The sequence below is a fragment of the Paenibacillus sp. 7523-1 genome, from assembly GCF_002276415.1.
Classification (GTDB): domain Bacteria; phylum Bacillota; class Bacilli; order Paenibacillales; family Paenibacillaceae; genus Paenibacillus; species Paenibacillus illinoisensis_A.
Genome location: NZ_NPBR01000017.1, coordinates 281,927 through 305,337, shown reverse-complemented (window position 1 = coordinate 305,337; position 23,411 = coordinate 281,927). Strand labels below are relative to the sequence as shown.

General features: G+C 48.7%; 24 protein-coding genes. 13 read left to right on the top strand and 11 right to left on the bottom strand.

What is annotated here, in order from left to right; all coding sequences use genetic code 11:
- Positions 1–82 precede the first annotated feature (82 nt).
- The 5 genes from queE to CHH60_RS19920 form a co-directional block, all read right to left on the bottom strand.
- Entirely contained in the window at positions 83–862 is a 780-nt protein-coding gene (gene queE, locus CHH60_RS19940) for a 7-carboxy-7-deazaguanine synthase QueE (RefSeq protein WP_095360770.1), read from the bottom strand.
- A complete protein-coding gene (gene queD, locus CHH60_RS19935) occupies positions 855–1,346 on the bottom strand; it encodes a 6-carboxytetrahydropterin synthase QueD (RefSeq protein WP_095360769.1) in 492 nt (163 codons plus the stop codon). Before queD ends, queE begins: the two co-directional genes overlap by 8 nt.
- On the bottom strand, positions 1,343–2,023 hold the full coding sequence (queC, locus tag CHH60_RS19930; RefSeq protein WP_095360861.1) for a 7-cyano-7-deazaguanine synthase QueC: 681 nt from the start codon (positions 2,021–2,023) through the stop codon (positions 1,343–1,345). The genes queD and queC overlap by 4 nt, the downstream gene beginning before the upstream one ends.
- 346 nt (positions 2,024–2,369) lie before the next feature.
- Positions 2,370–3,074, bottom strand: coding sequence for an AIM24 family protein (locus CHH60_RS19925; RefSeq protein ID WP_095360768.1), 705 nt, complete (start codon positions 3,072–3,074; stop codon positions 2,370–2,372).
- 18 nt (positions 3,075–3,092) lie between these two features.
- A complete protein-coding gene (locus CHH60_RS19920; RefSeq protein ID WP_095360767.1) occupies positions 3,093–3,548 on the bottom strand; it encodes a hypothetical protein in 456 nt (151 codons plus the stop codon).
- A 306-nt stretch (positions 3,549–3,854) separates the two neighbouring features.
- Here CHH60_RS19920 and CHH60_RS29905 point away from each other — a divergent pair, with 306 nt between their 5' ends.
- From CHH60_RS29905 to CHH60_RS19910, 3 genes are all read left to right on the top strand, one after another.
- Positions 3,855–4,022: a hypothetical protein gene (locus CHH60_RS29905; protein WP_170948122.1), complete on the top strand. Its 168-nt coding sequence runs from the start codon at positions 3,855–3,857 to the stop codon at positions 4,020–4,022.
- A 207-nt stretch (positions 4,023–4,229) separates the two neighbouring features.
- A complete protein-coding gene (locus CHH60_RS19915; protein ID WP_141236674.1) occupies positions 4,230–4,934 on the top strand; it encodes a hypothetical protein in 705 nt (234 codons plus the stop codon).
- A gap of 156 nt (positions 4,935–5,090) precedes the next feature.
- Positions 5,091–6,053, top strand: coding sequence for a helix-turn-helix transcriptional regulator (locus CHH60_RS19910; protein ID WP_095360766.1), 963 nt, complete (start codon positions 5,091–5,093; stop codon positions 6,051–6,053).
- 54 nt (positions 6,054–6,107) lie between these two features.
- On the opposite strand, the gene CHH60_RS19905 is transcribed toward CHH60_RS19910, so the two are convergent.
- On the bottom strand, positions 6,108–6,779 hold the full coding sequence (locus CHH60_RS19905) for a 3'-5' exonuclease (protein ID WP_095360765.1): 672 nt from the start codon (positions 6,777–6,779) through the stop codon (positions 6,108–6,110).
- 204 nt (positions 6,780–6,983) lie between these two features.
- A complete protein-coding gene (locus CHH60_RS29900) occupies positions 6,984–7,160 on the bottom strand; it encodes a hypothetical protein (protein WP_176476137.1) in 177 nt (58 codons plus the stop codon).
- A gap of 152 nt (positions 7,161–7,312) precedes the next feature.
- On the opposite strand from CHH60_RS29900, the gene CHH60_RS19895 reads away from it, so the two are divergent.
- Positions 7,313–9,046 carry a proline--tRNA ligase gene (locus tag CHH60_RS19895; RefSeq protein ID WP_095360763.1) on the top strand — a complete coding sequence of 578 codons (1,734 nt, stop codon included), beginning with the start codon at positions 7,313–7,315 and terminating at the stop codon, positions 9,044–9,046.
- A 618-nt stretch (positions 9,047–9,664) separates the two neighbouring features.
- Here the strand turns inward: CHH60_RS19895 and CHH60_RS19890 are convergent.
- The 3 genes from CHH60_RS19890 to CHH60_RS19880 all read right to left on the bottom strand — a co-directional run bounded on the left by CHH60_RS19890 (position 9,665) and on the right by CHH60_RS19880 (position 12,565).
- Positions 9,665–11,479: a 5'-nucleotidase C-terminal domain-containing protein gene (locus tag CHH60_RS19890; protein WP_095360762.1), complete on the bottom strand. Its 1,815-nt coding sequence runs from the start codon at positions 11,477–11,479 to the stop codon at positions 9,665–9,667.
- Positions 11,480–11,659: 180 nt separating this feature from the next.
- The gene (locus CHH60_RS19885) at positions 11,660–12,076 is read right to left on the bottom strand and encodes an ImmA/IrrE family metallo-endopeptidase (protein WP_095360761.1); all 417 of its coding nucleotides are present in this window, start codon (positions 12,074–12,076) and stop codon (positions 11,660–11,662) included.
- A gap of 42 nt (positions 12,077–12,118) precedes the next feature.
- Positions 12,119–12,565: a helix-turn-helix domain-containing protein gene (locus CHH60_RS19880; RefSeq protein WP_095360760.1), complete on the bottom strand. Its 447-nt coding sequence runs from the start codon at positions 12,563–12,565 to the stop codon at positions 12,119–12,121.
- A 686-nt stretch (positions 12,566–13,251) separates the two neighbouring features.
- Between CHH60_RS19880 and CHH60_RS19875 the strand changes: the two genes are divergently transcribed.
- The 7 genes from CHH60_RS19875 to CHH60_RS19845 all read left to right on the top strand — a co-directional run bounded on the left by CHH60_RS19875 (position 13,252) and on the right by CHH60_RS19845 (position 19,200).
- Positions 13,252–13,734, top strand: coding sequence for an ArpU family phage packaging/lysis transcriptional regulator (locus CHH60_RS19875; RefSeq protein WP_095288928.1), 483 nt, complete (start codon positions 13,252–13,254; stop codon positions 13,732–13,734).
- A 91-nt stretch (positions 13,735–13,825) separates the two neighbouring features.
- The gene (locus CHH60_RS19870; RefSeq protein WP_095360759.1) at positions 13,826–15,496 is read left to right on the top strand and encodes a GAF domain-containing sensor histidine kinase; all 1,671 of its coding nucleotides are present in this window, start codon (positions 13,826–13,828) and stop codon (positions 15,494–15,496) included.
- Positions 15,497–15,515: 19 nt separating this feature from the next.
- Complete coding sequence (locus tag CHH60_RS19865) at positions 15,516–16,247, top strand: response regulator (RefSeq protein ID WP_095360758.1); 732 nt, start codon at positions 15,516–15,518, stop codon at positions 16,245–16,247.
- Positions 16,248–16,429: 182 nt separating this feature from the next.
- Complete coding sequence (locus CHH60_RS19860) at positions 16,430–17,005, top strand: NADPH-dependent FMN reductase (RefSeq protein ID WP_095360757.1); 576 nt, start codon at positions 16,430–16,432, stop codon at positions 17,003–17,005.
- A 16-nt stretch (positions 17,006–17,021) separates the two neighbouring features.
- A complete protein-coding gene (locus tag CHH60_RS19855; RefSeq protein WP_095360756.1) occupies positions 17,022–17,477 on the top strand; it encodes a VOC family protein in 456 nt (151 codons plus the stop codon).
- An 18-nt stretch (positions 17,478–17,495) separates the two neighbouring features.
- Positions 17,496–18,131: a VOC family protein gene (locus tag CHH60_RS19850; RefSeq protein WP_095360755.1), complete on the top strand. Its 636-nt coding sequence runs from the start codon at positions 17,496–17,498 to the stop codon at positions 18,129–18,131.
- A gap of 118 nt (positions 18,132–18,249) precedes the next feature.
- A complete protein-coding gene (locus tag CHH60_RS19845) occupies positions 18,250–19,200 on the top strand; it encodes a hypothetical protein (RefSeq protein ID WP_095360754.1) in 951 nt (316 codons plus the stop codon).
- Positions 19,201–19,320: 120 nt separating this feature from the next.
- Here the strand turns inward: CHH60_RS19845 and CHH60_RS19840 are convergent, their stop codons facing one another.
- Positions 19,321–19,794 (bottom strand): hypothetical protein, encoded by a 474-nt coding sequence (locus tag CHH60_RS19840; RefSeq protein ID WP_095360753.1) that lies wholly within the window; start codon positions 19,792–19,794, stop codon positions 19,321–19,323.
- Positions 19,795–20,126: 332 nt separating this feature from the next.
- Here CHH60_RS19840 and CHH60_RS19835 point away from each other — a divergent pair, with 332 nt between their 5' ends.
- Both CHH60_RS19835 and CHH60_RS19830 read left to right on the top strand, forming a co-directional pair.
- The gene (locus CHH60_RS19835; protein ID WP_095360752.1) at positions 20,127–21,920 is read left to right on the top strand and encodes a DUF4127 family protein; all 1,794 of its coding nucleotides are present in this window, start codon (positions 20,127–20,129) and stop codon (positions 21,918–21,920) included.
- A gap of 470 nt (positions 21,921–22,390) precedes the next feature.
- The gene (locus CHH60_RS19830) at positions 22,391–23,347 is read left to right on the top strand and encodes a hypothetical protein (protein ID WP_095360751.1); all 957 of its coding nucleotides are present in this window, start codon (positions 22,391–22,393) and stop codon (positions 23,345–23,347) included.
- Positions 23,348–23,411 lie beyond the last annotated feature (64 nt).

Genomic DNA, 23,411 nt, shown 5'->3' with positions numbered 1-23,411 from the left:
AAAGTTTAAATGGGAAGCCCCAGGTTGTTTCCGAAAAATTACATCATGCCGTCCATTTCACCCAAGCTGTCCATGTAGCCGATCAAACGCCGCGTTTGTTTCCCCACACTAAGGTGTGCAGCTGTGGTAGCACGCGAACATCGTTGAGGTCATCTGATGCACTGACCTGATCAATCAGCCACTCATAACGGGCGAGCAGCGACGAAGCCAGATCTGGCGTCTCGGTAGAAGAGACGTCCGGGTTTCCGGTCTGCAAAAACAAATCGGTAGCCGGATACCGTGCATGCACGCGGCGGGCATAATCCAAGTCTATTTCATCGAAAATGACAATTTTCAGGCTGTGGCTGCGTCCTGCAGGGCCTGTGGACAATCGGTTAATGAGATCATCCAGCACGTCCCAGTTGGTGTCCATGCCCGAGCTAGGCGGCTTGGGAGACACGGTGACTTCGTCAATGTCAGCCAGCCAAGGCTGCCAGCGGGAGCCCTGCGTCTCCACCGCAGTGCGGATGCCGTTCTCCCGGAGCAAAGAAACCAACCCGCCCAGCGAAGCCAGCAGGGCAGGGTTCCCCCCGGAGATGGTAACATGGGAGAATCGCGAACCACCTACACGGCGCAATTCAGCCCATACGTCCTCTGGTGTAATCATCTGGATCTGGTCCTTGCCACTGCCGTCCCAGGTAAATGCAGAATCGCACCAGGAGCAGCGATAATCGCAGCCAGCGGTGCGAACAAACATGGTTTTCTGTCCGATCACCATGCCCTCGCCTTGAACGGTCGGACCGAAAATCTCCATGACCGGGATGCGTGCTTCTTTGTTTTGTACGGAGGAAGAAGCATTCACGTTTTCTTGCACACTACTCATCGATCATCCACTCCCGTCTAGCCTCGGCGTAGCTGGTTGGTGTCTCGTAGAGGCGCACAAATTCGGTTCGGCCACCTTCGGTAAGCCCTGCATATGGTTCTGTCTGAAGCGCGTGTTCCATTTGTTCGAACAGCCAGATGACCATATTTTCAGCCGTGGTATTCATGAGGGGAAGCGTCTCATTCAGATACTGATGATCCAGATATCCTTCAATTTTTGTTTTCCAAATATCCTTGATGTGTCCAAAATCAACCGTCAATCCGGTCTCGCCCGGATAACCGCTGATGCCAAAAACGACTCTATACGTATGGCCGTGCAAGTTCTTGCACTTGCCTTCATAACAATGCAGGTGGTGCGCAGCATCGAAGGTAAACTCTTTGCTGACCAGCACACGTTTGCGGTGATAACGCAGCTGTGAAGGAAGAATATCCTCCCCAATCCGCTGCAAATGCTCAACTATGCGGAATGTTCCTGGCTCTCTCATCGTACATCTGCTCCTACAGATGCCCCAGCAGAGCGCTGCTCCACGTAGCGATCCAATCCTGCTTTGCGCAGTTTGCATGCAGGGCATTCACCGCATCCATCTCCAATAACCCCGTTATAGCAGGTCAGTGTCCGCTCGCGTACATAATCGAAGGCACCGAGGTCATCAGCCATCTTCCACGTTTGGGCCTTATCCAGCCACATCAGCGGAGTATGAATGACAAATGGGTAGTCCATCGACAGGTTAAGCGTCACATTCATGGATTTAACAAATGAATCCCGACAATCCGGATATCCGCTGAAATCTGTCTCACATACGCCAGTGACCAGATGACGCGCTCCTTTTTGCTTCGCCAGAATGGCGGCAAAACTGAGGAAAAGCAGGTTGCGGCCATCTACAAATGTGCTAGGCAGCTCGCCTTCTTCGTGCGTAATTTCCACATCTGTACGGGTCAATGCATTAGGTGCGAGCTGGTTAAGCAAACTCATGTCCAGTACGGTTTGCTGTACATTCAGATCGCGTGCAATTGCAGCAGCACATTCGATCTCCAGCTTATGACGCTGTCCATAATCGAAGGTCACCACCTCAACTTCAGCAAATTGCTGTTTGGCCCAGAACAGACATGTGGTACTATCCTGACCGCCGCTAAAGACGACGACCGCTTTTTCTTCGTTCAACATAAAAAAACCTCTCCATCTTCTTAAGATCAATCTATGCACCTAGGCACAGAGTGTCGGAAGAACAGAGAAGTTCATGAACTGGCATCCATCAAAAAACACACCTTTCCTTACGCTGCTAAAAAACAGCACGGTAAAAGTGTCCTTAGTTTTTTACGTACGTCATACACGGTGTACGCAAGACTTGTAATGACCTGCAAAAGGTCAAGTCTTATAGAGGGAGTTCGCGAACCTCTCCCATGCCAGGAGGCATGGATTTTCTTCTTCAATTGTCTGAACCATTATAACACGAAACCGCCTGGTGACTACCCCGCATGAGTAATAAATGCGGAGATCACCGGGCGGCTCATTTAATGATTACATTGCCGAAGGGAATGACTTCCTTAAGGATGCGTTTGAACAGTCCTTCATCATTCAGGTCCCGTTCGAGTCTGTTATTCTCCCGTCCTGCCTGGAAGAGTACCGAGCCCTGTCCTGTCATTTTCCAGTGGTAGTTCATATGCTGGCTGGCGAGATTATTTCCATACACAGTGAGTTCGAGCTTGGCATTCTCGGGATAGGCTATGATGCTGCCTGCATCCACGTAAAGCGGGGCGGTAGGGTGTAATTCCTGCTGGCAGACCTGGCCTTGGGTTAACAGCCCAATCTTGCCTTTGCCTGAAAATTTCATTTTGACAGCATCCTGAGTGATCAGCATGTTCTTAATCTTCTGGATCTTGGTATGCATGTTCACTCCGTCTGAGTAAAAGAAGAGATGCCGAAAGTCGTACAGCAAATCACTTTCCTCGGTGAGCTCCACTTCCTTCATGGTAAAACCGGGAGGGAGGGCAGCCACAAATTGGCAGGGGCCGGTAATTTCGGATTTGATCAGCTTTTTTTTGCGAACCATGCCTGAGATGGTCATGAACTTGTCATTGCGGCTGCTGCTCGATCCGCGAAAGGCGACGATTTGCTGCGGGTGCAAAATATGAAGCCGGTCATTCTGGATCAGCGAGAAGGTTACCACTTGTCCAGCTCCGCCAGCCTCGGCAGTGTTCAGGTGTATGTGCATGTGCTTGCTCCTGTTCTTTTAGGCTCGGCCCGAACGACGACGCATTCCCCAGCGCATCACGCGAATCAGAACAAAATAGCCTAATATGAGGACAATGACGGTGATGATCATCGTTTGAATTCGTTTGGTCGTGGCATTTTTGGCATCTTGATCTTCCTGCAGTTTTGTCACCATATCAGTCAGCTTCTGGTTCTGTTCTATTAACTGCTCATTCTGGGCCTTGAATGCTTCGACATTGGCCTGGGCTTGTCCCAATTGAGCAGAGGTTTCATTCAGTTGGTTCAGCGTCTGCTGGTAGCTTTCCTGCAGGGCGTTCACTTCACCAGGGAGCTCGGAAACGCGTTCCCAGCCGCTGTATATGTCGGAGAATATATTGGCACTAGCTGCATTTACTGTAGAGGTCAGCGTAACGGTAAATAAAATGCATGTGGTGAATAACACCCGAATGAAATGACCCTTCATGGGTTGTGGCATCATTGGCACCTTCTTTCGGTGAGGTTTTTCGTCTGCCGAATTCGTCGTCATTTGTTGAAATACGGCTCTTACATTATACGCCAAAAGGGACGTGTTGGGTTCAGTGCATTGCAAATTTTCAGGAGGAATCATTTGTTTAATTCAGCGTGCACCAGGGTAATATACGTTCAAGGCAGCGCGCGGACAGTTTAAACATAATATCATTACCCCGGTTCCGGGTGCTTCCATTCACAATGACGAAAATAATAAAAAATAATAATATATCCGATTTTTAGAATAAGATCGTGAATAAAGGAGAAGAAATATATGTACACAACAGAGCAAACGACACCAACCAAGACGATTATGATTACCGTAAACGGAGAGCCAATCGGGCGTAAACTAATCATTGACAGCGTGACTTACGCGCCTGTGAGAGAACCGGAATGGGCAGCATCCATGACAGAAATGGGAATGAATCAGCCTACCGTGTAAGTTGGGACTTGTCATAAATATGGAGCGGGGAAGCTTGGCATAATGCCAGGCTTTTTCGTCGTTTTATGTCGAATTTAGACGGATTTAGGGATGTAAAATCATTTTAATGTAAAAATATTATGCGAACGTATGTTCCGTGACAATATAGTGTCCATTCACCCTGATAACTTATAAGATAATACACATAAATCGGGGGAGAGACTACCAGTGAACTCAGTCTTTGAAGTATGTTATTCGTGGAACAGAGAGGCCATACCGACAGGGGGGGCCGACCCCGTATATATGATGGTGGAATGGCGTTACGGGGCCCCTGCCAAAAGACTTAGGAAAGTAGCACCTAAAATTGTGTCAAGAGACATGGAACTTTTGCTCAAACCGGAATTTGGAATTGAACTCAAAGGGATTTATGGTTGCCGATCAAAGGAGACCGACATCGGCTATATTCTGCGGCTCGGCGATGTATACAAAGGGGAGAGTAAACAAATTCTCCTCGAGTTTGCCATGGGCCCTCGTGTCTCTGGAAAAGCAGCCATATGCTCTGCCTACTGGAGCACACGCAAAGTGAAGCAGAGTCAGAGAGTATTGCTGCGCCGTGAGCAATTGTATATTCAATATACAAGCCACCTGGGGATGTTAAGGCAGCCGGAGGACCCGAAGGTGGAGAAGACGATTAAATTAAGCGAGACCGTGCCGTTGATCAAACAAGCATTGCGGGCCTATGAAAGAGGTCGTGCACAAGAGGGAAGCAATCTGCTTCGCAGGCATGCAGATGCCTTGTTGATTGAGGCAGCACGAAAGCAGGATCTGGATTATTACCAAGAAGCCGAGATTGTGGAGAAACTGCGTTACCACTACGGAATCACATATGGTGGAGCGTACAACAGCCACGGAAAAACCATGTTATGTGAGTAGGAACAAAGGACTATTGAGAATGATATGAAAATGAATGTTTCTACATAGAATTTAAAGGTGAAAATAAAGAGTGAGTCGAATGTACTATATATCATGATTAACAATTGGATGGAGTTGTATCGAATTTTTTGACAACTTAGTGGAGGGTCCGGCAAAATGACAGACCGACTGATCCGATTAATGCGCATTATAACTCTCGTGCAGGCAAAACCGGGAATTCTAGCCCGGGAGCTGGCCGAGCGATGCGAGACAACGGAAAGGACGATATATCGCGACATGGAGGCCCTCAGCGCAATGCATATTCCGATCGCCAATATGGGACACGGGAGAGGTTACATGTTTATCAGCAACTTTGCCATGTATCCGCTCAACTGGTCTGATGAGGAGGCTCACGCTTTTGCTCATTTGGCGGAGGTTATGGATGATATTCGTCCTTATCTGAAGCCTGCTTTCGAGAGCGCCTATGAGAAAGTGGTTGCATCGAATCAGAAGAACAAAACGGAGCGGGTAGAGTGGTCAGAGCAGATTGGCGGTTTATTTAAAACAGGGCTGCCTGCTTGGCAGAATGACGGCGATGAATGGAAAAGCAGTTCACTGGTAACTTTACTTCAAGCTGGCATGTCACAAAACACAATTGAGGCAGAATATCTCACTCAAAACATGAAGAAAGTGGTGCGGCTCGATCCGTATTGCTTGATTCCACGTGAGTACCGTTTTGATTTGTTGGCATACTGTCATCTTTCGGAGGCGCTAAGGGTTTTTGAAGTAGAGAATCTGCAAAAAGTACGGATTCTGCCTCGTACATTCCGCAAAGACGACTTTCTTTTGCAAACCCATTTCCGCAAGTCGGGAGCCTGTCAAGAACAAGAATGGATTTCGTTCAAAATCCGTTTTTCCCGCGATGCTGTTGAACATGTGATGCAGCAAAAATTTTTGGTGCGTCCCATTCTGACGATGGAACCAGAAGGAACATTACTGCTGGAGACCACTTTGGCTGAAGATCAGGAATTTTTGAGATGGCTTAGTCAATATGGGCCGGAGGCAGAGATACTTGAACCCGAGGGATACCGAAGTGTAATGAAAGAACGCCTGAAACGCTGGCAGCAGTTGTATAGCTAATGCCCAGCGTGGACAGGCGTTCTTTTGCATGATTAAGAGGAAAGATCAAACAGCTTATTCATTGGTTTTGAACAGATGAGCGAGATTACCGAAGGGTGAATCTTTCACATCGTCTTCTGTGCTGCTGGAATACACAACTTTGGAAGCAACGCCTTCATCATCAGCGGCACAGTTGGTTTCCAGATTGAAGCGATCGAATTGATGCATGAATACTTTGGCGGTATTGATGGCGTCATCCAGTGCACGATGTTGGGTGCCGTCGAACTCGATTCCGCATAGTTCGAGTGCTTGAGCTAGTCCAAGCTGACGGAATTTGCCTTCTTTGCGAACGGTTCGCGACCACTGCTGCTGCAGGTCATTATGATTCGTGATCCAGGCAACATCAAGCTGGTGTGTACGACAATGGGAGATCAGCTTGCTGCGGTCATCGGGTCCCCAGGAACACATATAATAAACTTCGCTTCCCATCCAGGCGATAAAGTTTTGGAGTGCTTCAGGAAAAAGAGGAGCAGCATCAATATCTTTTTGCGTAATTCCAGTAAATTGAATGGTGTCGGTGGACAGCACCGATTTATTCGAAGGACGAACATAAGTATTAAACGTGTCGGATACATATAATCCGTCAGGTCCTTCCGTAACTTTTACCGCACCGATATCGATGATTTCAGAAGAGTAACGAGCGTTACGGCTAACCGTAAATTCAAGATCATAAATAATATATGGCATAGGACAAGCTCCTTTATCAATAATACATGTTCTCTATCTCTCTATATTACAGGGAAGCCAGCGGGATGTCAGCACCACCCGCGAATTCTTCCTGCCCGTTATCTGCATGTAAAGCAGTAGTTGACAATTGCTTGCAAATGCACTAATGTGATCAAAAATGATAACAGCGATTAGCGAGGACATAATTGCGCCAGCCAGCTTCAATCAGAGAGGGAACCGATTGGTGAGAGGTTTCTGCTGCTGCTTCGTAATTCCCACCTCGCGAGCTGCGGAAGAGAATGCCTGCAGGGCTGCAACCTCCGCCGGACTGGGCCCGTTACGCCTCAGAGGACTGTATGATTCCGTATTGCCTATTGGGGAAACGGGACGTTTGTTCAGCATGCCCGGGGAAACCCGAGACGTGTTAGTGAATGTAACCATGCAGTTAAATAAGGGTGGTACCACGACACATTCGTCCCTTGACGGATGTGTCTTTTTGCTGTTTATCCACTCATTTTGCAAAAACGATCAGGAAGATAAGGAGTGTGGAATGGATGCGTCAAAGTGAAATGCTTGTTCCAACATTACGTGAAGCGCCGGCAGAAGCGGATGCAGCCGGACATCGCTGGTTGCTTCGTTCAGGCATGATTCGCCAGCTGGCAGCAGGGATATACAGTTATTTGCCGCTCGGGCGGCGTATACTGCTCAATGTCGAGCGGATCGTTCGCGAAGAGATGGACCGTGCAGGTTGTCAGGAAGTACTGCTGCCTATTATGCAGCCGGCAGAGCTGTGGGAAGAATCGGGAAGATACAGCCAGTACGGCCCTGAGCTAATGCGTTTGCAGGATCGCCACGACCGGGAGTTCGCCCTCGGACCAACCCATGAGGAAGTGGTGACTGCTCTTGCGCGTGATGAGGTGAATTCCTACAGAAAATTGCCCTTCACGTTATATCAGATTGGAACCAAGTTCCGGGATGAACGGCGTCCAAGATTCGGCTTGCTGCGTGGCCGTGAGTTTATTATGAAGGATGCATACTCTTTTGCTTCCGACTGGGAAGAACTGGATCGAACGTATCAGGCGATGAATAAGGCATATTCACGTATTTTGAAGCGCTGCGGTCTGGAATATATTCGTGTAGAAGCAGATGCAGGTACAATCGGCGGTCAGGGAGAAACACACGAATTCATGGCACTGGCTGATGTGGGAGAGGATACGATTGTATCCTGTAAGCAGTGTGGGTATGCTGCGAATCTCGAGAAGGCTGGATACCAGACAAATGGAACTGTAACCCAGAATACAGCTGAATCCCGGTCGAATGAAGGGGACCAATCGCTAATTCGAATCCATACACCCGCCATTCGTACCATTTCCGAGCTCAGTTCCTACGTCGGTGAGGGACCCGAGCACATCATCAAAACACTGCTCTATCAAGCGGATGGTCAACTGATTGCTGCACTTGTTCGCGGGGACCATGAGGTTAATGATATTGCGCTCAAGCAAGTATTGGGGGCCGAGGAACTCATTCTGGCTGACGAAGAAGCGCTCGCAGGACGTTCGGATTTGAAGATTGGTTTTCTGGGACCTGTAGGTCTGGATCTGCCACTTATCGTGGACGCGGATGTGGCTGCGATGGGAAGTGCTATTACCGGAGCCAATGAAGTCGATATGCATTTGTCGGGTGTTCGTCCGGGGGTGGATTTTGCCTTGAACAAAGTCCGACAAATTCGCTTCGCGGCTGACGGGGATAACTGCCCTACATGTGGAGCCAAGCTTGTATTCACCAAAGGCATTGAAGTAGGTCACATTTTCAAACTGGGCACCAAATATAGTGATGCCATGAACGCTTCATTCCTGGACCGGAATGGTCGCCAGTGTGCCCCGGTGATGGGATGTTACGGTATTGGAGTGTCCCGTCTGATGGCTGCCATTGCCGAGCAATATGCTGGAGAGGACGGAATAAGGTGGCCGGCAGCTGTTGCGCCATATCAGATTCACCTGATCCCCATGAACTGGAAAGATGAGCAGCAGCGTCAGCTTGTCCTGGAACTTGAACAGCAGCTAGGGGATGCGGGTTACACGGTGCTGACAGATGATCGGGATGAACGTCCCGGGGTGAAGTTCAAGGATGCGGAACTCATTGGTCTGCCTGTGCAGATCGTGGTTGGCCGGGGCGCTGCAGAACGGAATGTCGAATTAGGGTCCCACACTCTTGCCAGTAAAGGGGAACCCAAGCGGATTAGCATGAGTGTGGAAGAGGCATTGACTCATGCCAAGGAAGTGCTCTAGTCCGTAGATAATCTTATTTGTCCGAATGTCAGTGAACTGTAAATTCGTGTCATAATGAGACATATTTTATAGGTCCGCATATTATGGAATATTCCATTTTTGTTGGATATTTTGAAATAAAGCACTAAAACAAGGCCTATAGACATATGAATTAGCAGAATTGTATGCATGATGCCGTACAAAATGACTACTCTTTACTATCGTGTATAATGCATTTTAACTTTTTGACAAGTACACGTCCCGCTGATTGGGTTGAAGTATGGAAAAACGTGCAAATATGCAAAGCATTTTTGTATATTTTGTTCATCTGGAAAGCGATCAAATCCCGCAGCAGTGGCAATTATGCGCATATTTTCTATAGTTCACGATTAGGGACTCAGAGAGTGTATGTACGATAGGTTAGGTTTGAGGATTTATTTTTGCCGCAAAGGTATTTTAATCGTTTTTGCCTAAAAGGCTCACAAGGGAAAGATAAATGGTTGCTTCTAAAATGAGAAGCAGAAAGGGTGCTCCTTCAGCCAGATTGGCTTGAGGAACACCCTTTTTCCGATACTGCTATCATTACTTCTGATTCATTCGATCTGTGGAGCAGGTCACACTATTCGAATATTGGTTTGCTTAAGAAGCAGCAGGCAGCTTCAGTTGTTGACCAGGATAAATCCAGTGAGGATTTTTGATGCTGTTCAACTTTTGCAGGGCTTGCCAGGTTGTGTTGTATTTTTTGGAGATGGAGTAAAGGGAGTCTCCGGATTTTACAACATATACTTTGGCAGGAGCTGGTTTGTTTGGTGTCGGTTTTGAAGGTGTTTCTGGTTTTGGTGTTACCGGTTTTGGCGTTTCTGGCTTCGGTGTAGTTGGAGCCGGTGTCTCTGTCTCTGGAGCTTCCGGTTCAACTACAGGTGTTTTTGCTTCCTTGATTCGGCCATCTGTTTTGATGTCCACAGCGCCAAGCTTCTGCATGTATTCAATCAGTGCCTCGTCCATTGCACCGTACATGCCGGAGATGGTGTATTTGTTGAACATGGTATACTCGTCACCGCCAACGGCTGTGAAATCATTTGTAGCCAGGGTATACGTGGCTTCCGGATCAAGGGCTTTGCCGCCAATCGTCACGGAATGTACACGGCTGCCTTCAGCAGCTGAAGTATCGATACTAAACGTCATGCCAGACACTTGCGGGAAACCACCGCTTGGTTCCGGGTAAGAGGCTACACCGTTTTCAAGGGCTGCCAGAACATCAGAGCCTTTTACATCCAGCGTTACAACCTGATTACCAAAAGGAAGTACAGTGATAATGTCGCCTTTGGTTACGATACCTTTTTCAATGGAAGCACGGATACCGCCTCCGTTCGTAAGTGCGATATCTGCATTGCTGACGTCACGAAGGGCATCTGCGAGCAGGTCACCCAGGTTGGTCTCCCCGGCACGAACTTGTTCGCGTTTACCGTCAAGCAGGATCGCTGTGTTTGCTACTTCTTCTGCAAGAATAGGTTCTTGTTCTTTTTGAATGGAGTTCACGAGTGCTGCTACTTTCTCATTCGGTTTAATATCTTTGGCTTCTGTTTCATCAATCAATGTAGCTTGTTTCTTCGTTACCTTGCCACCGTCTACCCACAGATCGATGACACCTACGAAGTTGGTGTACTCTCCGGCACTCGCGATCAGTGTTCCGTTGTCGGATACGAGACCATCCTGGAGGATGGTGTGGCTGTGTCCGTCGATGAATACATCAATACCCGGAACTTCTTTTACCACTTTGAAGCTAGTATCTGTACTGGAAGCATCTTGTCCAAGGTGTCCCAAAACAACTACCACATCTACTTTGCTGCGAATTTCGTTCACCAGAATTTTGGCTTCCGCAGCGGGGTCAGTAATATCAAGACCTTCAACATTCTTTGGATTTGTTTTGTACATGGTTTCAGGTGTAGTCAGTGCGATGATTCCGATTTTGACACCGTCAACTTCTTTGATGAGGTAGGGATCAAAAAGACGAGTTCCATCTTTTTTCTTCACGTTGGCACTGAGCATTGGGAAATTCATCATGTCCGCAAGCTCAACAAGGTGCTTGGAACCGTAGTTGAATTCGTGGTTACCCGGAACGATGGCCTGGTAGCCCATTTCATTCATGACCTTGACGATACTCTCGCCATTCACGAGTGTTGCAAAGGTTGTTCCATGCACAGCATCTCCTGCATCAAGCAAAAGGGTATTGGGATTCTCGCTGCGGTATTTGTCAGCAATCCCTGCCACTTTGGCATAGCCCATTGCAGGTGAAGCTTCGACTGCACGTGCATGTGTGTCATTCGTATGTAGAATCGTAATGTGTTTACCCGTGCCCGGAGTTGTATCCGTTGCAGCGGCCGCAATTCCTACGCTGCCAAACAGTAAGCAAGCCGTTAGCAGAAGTGAAACGTAAGTTTTCCAGATTTTCATATGAATCTGTACCCTCCCAAAAATATGATCTGCCTGAGCTCTCGCACAGCTCAAATTGTATTTTAGCAGACTATGATTAGGAAATTTCGTGATTTACGTAAAAATAGGTAACCTGAAAGTGACATCTGATCGACTGGCTGGGAAATAAAGTTAACGGTCATTCGAATGAAACATATGTTCTTATATAGAGTAAAAAAAATGCTGCGCTTCGCGCGGCAGTCCTGTACGTAAACAGAATTTCTCCAGGGATTCATCAGGTTCCGGCATGACTCCTGAGGTCAATAATTGAATGGCAAAACGATTGGCCTGTCTTTCGAGCTTCCCGGGAGCAAAATAGGAGTGTTCCTCCAAAAAGAAACGATTGATGCCTTTGTGCAATCGGTCGTGTCCAAGTTCATGAGCGCATACAAACCGCTGCCATTCCGGCGGAAGTTCACTGTGAATGACAATAAACCTGCGGCGGAGCTTGCGGAAATACAGCCCTTTGGTAGACTTGCCCAGATTGGTGAAACGGATCTGTATTCCAATGGCTCTGGCAATGCTGAAGGGGCAGTTGGTCCGGTGTTTTCGAATCAGCTTTGTTACCATCTCGTCCATATCATCTCACCTGCTGCTTCATTGTAATCAGTTTTCCATGCCTCATTGGCGGCTGTCCGGTTCATCGTTTTTCTTGCGTTTGTTCATCTGCTTGGCTTCCCAGAATAGTCCGGTCAGCACATCCTTGATACGTTTTTTGTCCTCATCATCCAGTGGGATCCCGTCAAACATCAGATCATCTTCGTCCTCCAGCATTTTCTTGAAATCACGCCGGTCTTTATACGTTGCCCATTCGGGGATGTCCTGAGTGTCGCCTGCTGCGTTTGCTGCTTCGATGTACCCTGCCTGTTTCATCATATCGGCATAGGGAACGGAGAGGGCATCTGCCAATTTGCGGATCGTGGCGGGCTTTGGAACACCGCGGACTCCATTTTCGATGCGTGAAATTTGCGAGTTGCTGATTCCTGCTGCTTCGGCGAGCTGATTGATGCTATAGCTCTGCTGTTCCCGCAGTTGTTTCAGATAAGGACCAAAAGCGTGCTCCACAATTCATGCCAACTCCTTCAATTCGTATAAGCGTATTAAATAGATACTAAGAAACACTCCATGCCCTATGATCTGCTAGTGCCCCGTTCCGGATACGGATCGTTCTTCCAATCGCCGTTATCCCCAGATTTCTTTGATCCCTTATGAAAGGAGAAATCCGGTGATAAATGCGAACGCTATCGCTTTTTCAGAATCGATTCCGTCTCCTTCACTACTTTCGCACTTCTAAGGGGCAAATCATGTTCACATTAACATTCAAGTACCTTCTTAATATTTATAATAGAAAGTCGCTCATACGAGGGATCTGTAATTATCTGTACTATAACGTATATATACCATTAGGTAAAGGGAATTGAAACAATTATGCCAAAAGGTATAGAAAATAGGAGCGAGGGTTTTATTTTATCGTCAAAATGACCCAAAATGAAGGTTTACTCTAATCTCCAATAAGTGGTATCCTCAAATAGAAATACGAACAAGATGCGAACATAACATTAAATTCGAACGTTTTTTATGTACTGGAAACCGGAACGCTCAAGGTATCAAGCCCAGCGGAAGTGATTCCAAAAGGCAACGCAGAAAACCTAGACAATGGCCGTTATTCTCTAAACAAACTGTATAACCTTAATAAAATGAAGTGAAACTTAGCAGATTGCTTTTATACCGTACCCTTAAGGAGGAGAATGAATATGGAATTATTGCTGCCTGAACTGGATCGACGCAAAACGCAAACGGCTGTGGAAGCCGCGCTGGAGAAATACCGGATTTATAAAACAATTGCCTTTGAAGAACGTGAGGTCATGGTCACAGCGAGTTACACGGAGCGTTTCCATGGGCCTACCAATGTCACAGGGGATTCGACCGCCAGAACGGCGATCTACAATGTGGATGTACAGCGGGCACGTCAGGCGTATTGCGATACGATTGACTACATCGTGTCTCGTCTGAGTGAGAAGGAGCGGGTACTGGTTTGTGAACGGTACCTGAAAGATGATGACGTGTTTGATTACAAGGTGTACAACCATGTATTTGATCCGCCTGTGAGCAAGGATACGTATACCAAAATCAGAACTCGTGCCTTCTATAAAATGGCCCTTGCCTTATCCGATCGGGGACTGATCAATGTGGAGCCGCTATCCATATCCCGCAAGAGCCGCCAAAAGCTTGGTTAAACAATAGGAAGTTCGTCCTTTAAACTCCTGAAATGATTGTATACAATAATGAAACAACAACACTTCGATGGAATAAAGGAGAGAAATCCGCATGCCGCAAGATTCCGGAATGCAGGAAATGTATACGCTAAAAACCATTGCGGAGACGCTGAACACATCCAATGATCTGAGCCCGATGCTGGATACGGTAGTAGGCAAGCTGCTGGAGCTGACAGGACTTACGACAGGCTGGGTATTTCTCATTCGTGAGGGCGGAGAATATTCATGTGTATCAGACTATAACCTGCCGCCGGCTCTGCTCCATCAAGACAAGGAGCCCATGCGCTGTGGAACTTGCTGGTGTGTAAACCGTTTCCGGGATGGTAGACTCGATAATGCCGTCAATATTATTAACTGTAAACGGCTTGAGGATGCCACAGAGCATCAGTGGGGAGATACGCGTGACATCACCCATCATGCAACGGTTCCGCTGCGATCGGGGGATAAAATGATAGGATTGCTCAACGTTGCCGCACCAGGCAAAGAGCATTTTAGTGAAGGGGAGCTGGCGCTTCTGCAGGCCGTAGCCTATCAAATCGGAAGTGCCATGGAGCGCATGCGATTATATCGCGGCGAGCAGAGAAGAGCGGATCAGTATGCCAGGCTGGGGGAGTTCAGCAGAGCGCTGGGGATGGAACTGAACGAGTGCAGCAATGCTGACGATATGGCCAGGACAGTGATTAAGCTGCTTGGACAGCATTACGAATGGCCTTTTTTCGCCCTGATAGCTCAAAAAAATGGAGCTCTAAGCATACAATCGGCGCATGCCAGTACCTTGGAAGACTCATTGCTAGTGAACGAGGTACCGCCGGAGACAGATCGCTTACTACAACGTGTGATTCAATCACATCGCGCCCAAATAATATCAGCAGCCGAGATGGTAGAATTGTCTCAGGTTTGCGGCACAATGCCTCCCGATGCCGTTATGTCTTCAGGTCTGGCTGCGGCCATACCACTCAGCCCTCCTGGGGAAACAGCGGTGCTGGTCGCCCAGCTCGGTTCGGCAATGGATTCTCTTCTGTCAGACCGCGAGGTGATAGATGCGCTGGCAGAACATATTACAGCTTCTTGGGAAAGTCTGAGACTCGTCGAGAAGCGCCGTGAATTAACCCGCCTGGAGGAGCGAAACCGACTGGCTCGGGATCTGCATGACTCTGTAAACCAAATATTGTTCTCGCTCTCGTTGACCGCCAAGGGAGCAGAGAGCATGTTGTCCGGTACAGCAGAGCTGCATCCGGCGGCTGAAGCCATGAGAGATATCCGTTCGTTATCCCAAGAAGCTCTGAAGGAAATGCGTGCGCTAATCATGCAGCTTCGGCCCGCCGGACTCGAATCCGGTCTGCTAAGTGCACTGCAGGAGTATGGAACGAGCCAGGGGCTGCAGGTCGTCGTCAACCGAACCGGCATGCGCAGCCTGCCTCGCAATATAGAAGAGGGGTTATGGCGAATTGGACAGGAAGCCTTGAATAATGTACGCAAACATGCGGAAGTTACAGCAGCAGATATCACTCTCCAGCTAGGGGATACCGAAGCCGTGTTCATTGTGAAGGATCGGGGAAAAGGTGGAGCCAAAAGAAAGCAACCCCTGCCTGCCCGTTCACTGGGTCTGTCCATTATGAAAGAGCGGGCACAGTCGCTGGGAGGCAAGCTGGATCTTATAAGTTCATCCCGTACGGGAACATCGGTTACGGTAGTTATTCCACTCCCGTCCGAATTGGGTTAATGTCAGGGGGAGACACAACATGCCGATTACAATTTTGCTCGCAGATGATCATGCCATGGTTAGACGGGGACTGCACGTTTTTTTGTCGACACAGACGGATATGAAAGTGGTGGGCGAAGCCTCCAATGGGCAGGAGGCGATTGAACAGGCAGAGAAGCTGCAGCCCGATGTGGTACTTATGGATCTGCATATGCCTGTGCTGGACGGGATCGAAACCGCCAGACGCCTGCGTACGATTTTGCCTGGAATTCGCGTTATTGTGCTGACGTCGTTTTCGGATCAGGATCACGTTATTCCTGCCGTGCGGGCTGGGGTCAAAGGGTATCTGATGAAGGATATTGAACCCGAGGATCTTGCCGTTGCGATAAGGAATGTGCATGCAGGACAGGCTCAGCTTCACCCTGCAGCGGCTGGCCAGTTAATGCATGTGATGGCTTCATCTGACATACAGTTAGAAGCGCAGGATACTGTACGCACAGATTCAACAGCATACGGGAAAGTACAGGATTATGAGAAACTTAAGCAGCCTTTGCCAATGGAAGAAACTTCACCGAGTCTGGATGCGCTGACCCGCCGCGAGCAAGAGGTATTGGCCCTTATTGCACAGGGACTCAGCAACAAGGAGATTGCGGTTCAGCTCGTAATTACAGAGAAAACCGTAAAAACACATGTCAGTCATCTGCTGGATAAATTGGGATTAGCCGATCGTACGCAAGCAGCCATCCATGCCGTGAAGAACGGCTGGGTCTGATTGATTCGAGCCCCTTCTCAGCCTAAAGTCGTAGAAACTCAACCGAAAGGTTGAGTTTTTTTGTGCTGCAAGTTAAGTCTATCTGCTGACGATTTGGAAGAAGAAGCAAGGTAAGATAGAGACAGAAGAGATGAAGGTTGATCATGGAATACCAACCAAAAACAGGCAGGAGCGTGACATAGATGAATATCATCGTATTGGCAGGAAGCAACCGAAAGAATGCAACCAGTACACGTTTAGGGGAATATGCGGTCGAAGTCATGCGCAACCAGGGTCATGAGGCGAGCTTGTTTGATCTGTATCAGACACCCGTTCCATTCTATGCACCTGATGAGAAGCAGGCAGAGGATCACAACCTGGCAGAACTCAACTCGCGCATGCTCGCGGCGGACGCCATTATTTTATCAACGCCAGAGTATCACGGCAGTATCAGCGGGGTGCTCAAAAATGCGCTGGATCATCTGAGCCAGGCTCACTTTAGCGGCAAACCGGTCTTGTCGATCAGCTCTGCGGGAGGAGCGGTGGGGGTTAGCTCTCTTTTACAGCTGCAGGCTATCGTTCGCAATCTGCATGGGATTAATGCACAGGAATGGATCTCCATTGGGGGTGCGCAGCGCAGACGGTTTGAAGCAACCTTTGACGGATATGAGGAATATGAAGGCAGCCAGGACATTGAGGACCGGATTCAGCGAGTGATTGGTTCGTTCCTGAGCCTGGCCCAAACATTAACATCTGCACGGAAATTATCCGAAAGCTGAGAAAGAGGTCATGAACATGATTAAAGGCATATTTGAAACCCATTTGAATGTAACGAATCTGGAGAGATCACATCACTTTTATGAACAGATTGTCGGTTTGCCGCATGCTTACGGGCAGAAGGATCGCGGTAACTCGTTTTACTGGATTGGTGGAGCGGGGAATGCCATGCTGGGGCTGTGGGAAAAAGAACCGGAGCAGGTGCAGCGGCAGCATTTTGCCTTTCACGTATCGCTGGAGGACATGAAGCATGCTGTAACGTATCTGGAGGATAAAGGGATTACAACGCACAACTTCCTTGATGATGATATCGGTGAGCTGTATGTATTCGGCTGGATGCCGGCTGTATCGGTATATTTCACGGACCCGGATGGACATTCTCTTGAATTTATATCCATGCTTCCGGATGAAGCGAAGCCGGAGATGGGTATGGTGCCATGGAGTACATGGGAGAAGCTGCACGGACGGGCGTGATCGAGAGGAGGCAGTCATATGCTATTTGAAGAAGTAAAGCTGCATACCGCCCGTTTGGAAGAGATTAAACATTTCTATAGGGATACGCTCGGACTGAAGGTGACCTCTGACTCCGATTCTTCATTTACACTGCAGATCGGATGCACAAGAATGATATTTGTCCACAGCGAGACGGAGCATGAGCCCTTCTACCACTTTGCCTGGATGATTCCGAAGAATCGTTTTCAGGAGGCCAAAGCCTGGGCAGCGGCACGCGTAGAGCTCAGTACGCAGGACGGAGAGGATGAAACCTTTTCAGAGAACTGGAATTCCCATTCACTTTATTTCGAGGATCCCGCTGGTAACATTCTGGAGCTGATTGCTCATCACAATACCCATCATAAGAGTGAACGCCCTTTCTCAGCAGAGGATCTGCTGCAAGTGTGCGAAGTAGGGCTTGTATCGGAAGATGTATTGTCCACAGTGGGAGAATTGGAGCGAATGGGCTTAAACCGATGGAGAGCAATAAGTAAAACCTTTGCCCCGGTTGGAGACGTGAGTGGTCTGTTTATTGTGGTGAAAAAGGAACGGATCTGGTTCTTTTCGGAGCAAAAAGCACAACGATTCCCGCTCGAAGTTGTCGTACAAGGTGTCGGCAGACTACAGTTTGGGTAAATGATTGAATCTGGAAAGCGAAACGGGCATATATGCACGATTTAATTCATTTTATAGAAGTAATCACAATGTAAACATGGTGTAATACATTTAAATTCGGTGAAGGAGTGATGACGTTATGGATCGACGTTTGTTGGAAGAGGGTCTGAGGGTCATCGTTTCAAGTCGGGAGCGTACAGGTGACCTGTGGCATGCCCACTATGGAGCAGGAGCAATTGCCGCTTATTTCTGGGTTCGGGAAAATCGTCTGTCTTCCCTTGCGGCGGGCAGCGTTACCGCAGAGGCGAAAGCCATGCTTCGCAAACACGGAGTAGATCAGGAGCCACAATCTGCCCGTGGTGAAATACTAGAACGGGAAGAAGCCGAGGCGCGGATCACAGAAGCGCTGGATCGTACAATTGGAGAATTTCACTGGGTTGGACACCAAGCAATCTATGGCGCCCTTACGCTGAAAGCCATCCGCGAGCTGGATGGTTGGGGCACAGCGCAGGATATCGAACGGATGGTGGAACTGATCGATTCGTTTGAGAAGACCATTCCGGGAAGATCGTGGCTGAACACAACGGTTAAGGAAATCCGCAGTCTGCAGATAGATGATACGGATGATTTCCCTCGAATTGACGGACCGGAGCAGCTGTCCAGGTTGACTCTGGATGAGCTGGGTGCTTTCCCGGCGATCTATCAGGCCGAGTCCCATCATGATCTGATCGGTCATATGCTGACCTACGGCCATGCACTCAATATCTTGCATGAACTGGGTTATCCGGCACTGTTCCACAAAGGAATTCCACCGTTTCTAACGATGATAAAGGCCCTTCGATTGAGCCGGGAAGCGGTAAGTGAAGATGGACAGTGGACATTGCAATCGCCGGTTGACGTGCTGCCGCTGGTTCCGGCCGAACGTTCGACGGCTCTGCCGCACGAGCTGGAATACTGGCTCACCGACCGTCGATCCCGCGACTGGAACGCAGGCCATGTGTTCAAATTTCCGTTCAGCTTCTATCATCATACAAGAAACGGCAATTCGTTCCCGGAGAGCTGGGAGAATTTCCGGTATATTATTGCGTAAGAATAAATGTTAAGACAATCGCTCAGGGCATTTAAGAATGCATGTTATGCGATGGCAAACATATAAATGATGAAGAGCACTGCCTGAAATGGCTGGTGCTCTTTTTTGGTTTTAACGAGGCTAGAACTCAAGGGTAAACAGGATAAGAATGACACCGGAGAAGAGTAGGAAGGGACGTTTCATGGAAGGATTGTGGGCAGCCCAGACACCCCAGGAACTCATAACTGCGATACTCTCCCAGAGCACTAATAATGGGATGCCATCAGGTGTGAACGGAAAAGAAAGTCCTGGCAGCCGGGAAGTTCCTGAACCCATAAGAACAGCAGTCATATACACGGGTATGAGGGATAGGAGCATATAGAGCAGTGTTTGCAGCCAAAAGAAATAGATCTTTAGCACACGCAAGAGGATGACCGTAAGCAGATAAAACAGTATAACAACGGACGAAAATGTTGCAGCAGTCCATCCAAGAAGGGGGACAGTCCATACGTTCGTTTCCTGATAGAGAATGTACATCGTCATGGTGTACATAACGGGTCCTGCCATATAACAGGGTATGGCTATCCACAAATAGAACCAATCCGATGTTTTCATGATATCCACCCTTTACACGGTCTTGTTTATATGTACTAAACGTACAATATAAGCATAATGTTCGATGATCACAACAGAGAGCACTTGGAACCGACTTTTTACCTCCCGGAGGGCGACGACAATCAGACGGAAACCGTACCTTTCACCGTCAGCAGAGCCGGAAAAAGGGTGTAAGATTGTATTATCGGATTAGCAGCAAGGGACACAGCCGATAGCACATACGCTAATGTACAGCCGGCCTGAGGGCCGGTTTTTTGATGCGGTGATGGTGAGCCTGCTCTAATCGGGTACTTAATGTAAGACTGAATTTAATAAACAGGAGGTTACGTGATATGAAAACCGTATTGTATGTTCCACTGGATGACCGCCCAGCTAACTTGGATGACGTCATTGTTCAAGGGAAGGCAGCAGGCATCCATATCGTTACGCCGAACCTGGGTGATATTCAAAACCGACTCGATTCGGAAAAAATGACAGAAGGCACTACGCTGCTTGGTACGTCTGCACCTACGTATGGTATTCCGACCAACATTTATACGTTTATTCTGCAGCATGCTGCCCAAGTCGATGGATTCATTATCTCATCTGATATGCTGGCCTATGGCGGTTTGATTGGCAGTCGTCAGCTACGGGAAGACGGAGGAGACGCCTATCCGGACTACAATGAAGAAACGACGCGTCTGCTCAATGTGATTCAAGTGATCAAGGAGAAATATCCGCGTAAACCGGTGTATGTCATGGATACGGTAATGCGACTGGCGACCACGTCATTTGCAGACGGTCTTGCGCTCGACGCCTACAACGAGTCCCGTGCACTCATGCAGCAGCCGCGTCAGGCCTATACCGAGTTTGAGGACATTATTAACGGCTACAACCTGTCGCCAGATGGTGTGGAGTATGGTGAAACGACTTTTTTCAATAAAGAGCAATACTACAACACCAGACAGCACAAGTTCAAAACAAACCTGTACATTCTGGATCAGCTGGCCCGCAAAGGGTACATTGATTTCCTCGCTGTAGGTGTCGACGATGCGAATACACAGGGGGTTCAGATTAACGAGATTAACTATGTAGAAGCGCGAATTAACGAATGGCTGGGGGGAACTAACGGACAAAATCCCGAACGGGCCATCATCCTTCCGGATGCGGACGGTCTCGGTCATGCTCTTGTCGCGCGGATGGCGAATCAGCTGCTGCGAGGCGGCGCAAAAACACGTTACGCTGTGAATTATTACGGCCCTCACGGCTCCACAATTATTAATACCTATGAATATATGGATGTTCACGAGAATGTAGCTCGCCATATTGATATTGTAGGCGGGGTGCTGGTAGCGGATGCGGCTTACCCAGGAGATGCTGAGGGAACCACTTCGCTTAACATGTCCTCGGAACTGGATCGCATGACCAACAGGCCTTCAGGAAAGCCGGGACCAAAGCCAGGTGTGGATGTCGAGATTATTGCGATTACGGCGCTGGATCAGGTCCAAGCCGCGGTTGAACGGCTAACGAGTATTAGTGAGCAAGGATTGCCGGCGGTGCTGATTGATTTTGTCGGAAAAGGACCAGCCAATGTGGATGTAGCGGAAGCACTGCTGAACAGTCCATATACCGGCCGGGTTCTGGGTTATAGTGCCTGGAACACACCGGGGAACAAGATTGGCCTTGCCGTAGGCATGGGACAATCCCGATATGCTTTTGTCACCACAGAAAAGCGCCCTGCTGCTCTTCACGAAGCCGTAGATGCGCATGGATCATTGCTGTTCAAACGGTTCCTGAAAGATTACTACTATAAAGCTGTAGCGATCGCGGATATCCGCACGTACTCCAGAGCTCATGCGCTCTATACCAATGTGGCTACCCTTGCGGACCAGAATATGGTGCTGTTCAACTCCGAGGAAGATTATGCTCACCTGCAGAAGCTGCTTCGGGATCTGATGCAGACGTACACCGCGGGTCTCGCAAGCAAAACGGCCTTTGCTCAAGGTAATGTGGCGATCAACCAGATCCGCAACTGCGATGTGTTGTATGCGAAATATTGCCATGCTGCACTCGACTATGCCAATCCGGATTTCATCTGGGGACGTGCATTTGAAATTACATTGAGTCCGCAAGTTACGTTGAGATAATATGAACCTATAAACTTTACACTAGACCACTACGATTGCAGAATCATCTTACGATCACTGTTATCCCCGGCTTTTTGTGATTCCCTTCTCTAAAGGGAAAAATCCGGTGATAAACGCGACCGCTCTGCTTCTCCAGACTGATTCTGCACTCTTCGTTCTCGTGTAAATGCTTCAGTTCATCTTATTGTGAGAAACGTGGACTCGTCTTTTTTCCGCCCCAGACACTCCCTAAACCGCACGGAAGTCATCCGATTCACCGTCCGCGCTAGGTAGAAAAGGGTGTATGATTGTATTATCGGATCAATCGCAAACGGACACACACTGAAAGCTCATACGCTTATGTACAGACCGGCCAAGAGGCCGGTCTTTTTGATGCGGTGATTCGTGTCCGGCATTGATCACGGTATTTATCATTTACTCAGTCACTGAGATCGAGGGGGAGTCAGGCGCTGCCGCATGGCCGCTGCATCATGCGAGCAGATGACAAACTTGCAGCTGAAGGGGGCGAAATGAATGTGTCTATCCAAAGTGAAACAAACACTGCAGCTACAGGAAGAAGCAAAATGAGTGTGGCTGTTAGACAGACGCTGAAGCAAAAGCTTGCAGCACTCGTTCCGGCCTGGGAAGGCCGGGTGCTGGATGTGCCTGCACAGGGTGAGGTTCTGACAGGGCCTTGTGTGGTTGTTGCTTTCGCTGAAGAAGTGCCCAAGTCTGCTTGGGCAGGGTACCGACGAATTATTAAAATCTCTCCGTACGTTCGCCTGGAAGATGGAGGAGCAGAACAGTTGGAAACGTGGTCCGCGGAGCTGGTAAAAGGACTTCATCAGGTACGGCTGGAGGACGAGAAGGGTGCAGCGTTTACCTGTATCTATTTTGGTTCATCCGACTGTGACCGGGTGAACGCCGGATCAGGCATGTTGACGCGAAGTCTGCGGTTCGGGATGTATATTCCTGAATCCACCGATGACCATGCTGTTCCAGGTACACCGGATTCCTGGATGGCTGCGCTTCAGGACTGGACACAGTCAGCGCTTGGCTCCGAATGGTCCGTGTATGGTGACGTCTGGCCTGGAGGTTATGAGGCACCTTCCGTGCTGTGGCGATTGACGGGTTACAGCTCAGCTGCAGCCGGCACTTCGGCGCTGGAGATGCGAAAGCAGTGGACGGGACATGTTGTGACTCCCGATGAAGGGGTCACCCGTCATACCGTTACACGTCTGGTTGAACAACTGGCTGTACAGACTCGTATTGCTTTGGCAAATACAGAGGATACCCGGTACCTGACGGTGGAGGAAGTTTCAGCTGATTTGCAGGCAGATGCCTACCTGAACGGGCAAATTCGTCTGACGCTGCAGCAGCGATCTCGTCGTCCGGGGATGGATGTGCCGTTGATCCGCGAGATTCATCACAGTAAGGGAATGGAATAGTCAAGAATGGCAAGGAACCGTTCCTAGGGTGGAAAAGTATTTGAAATTCAAAAATGAGGTGAAG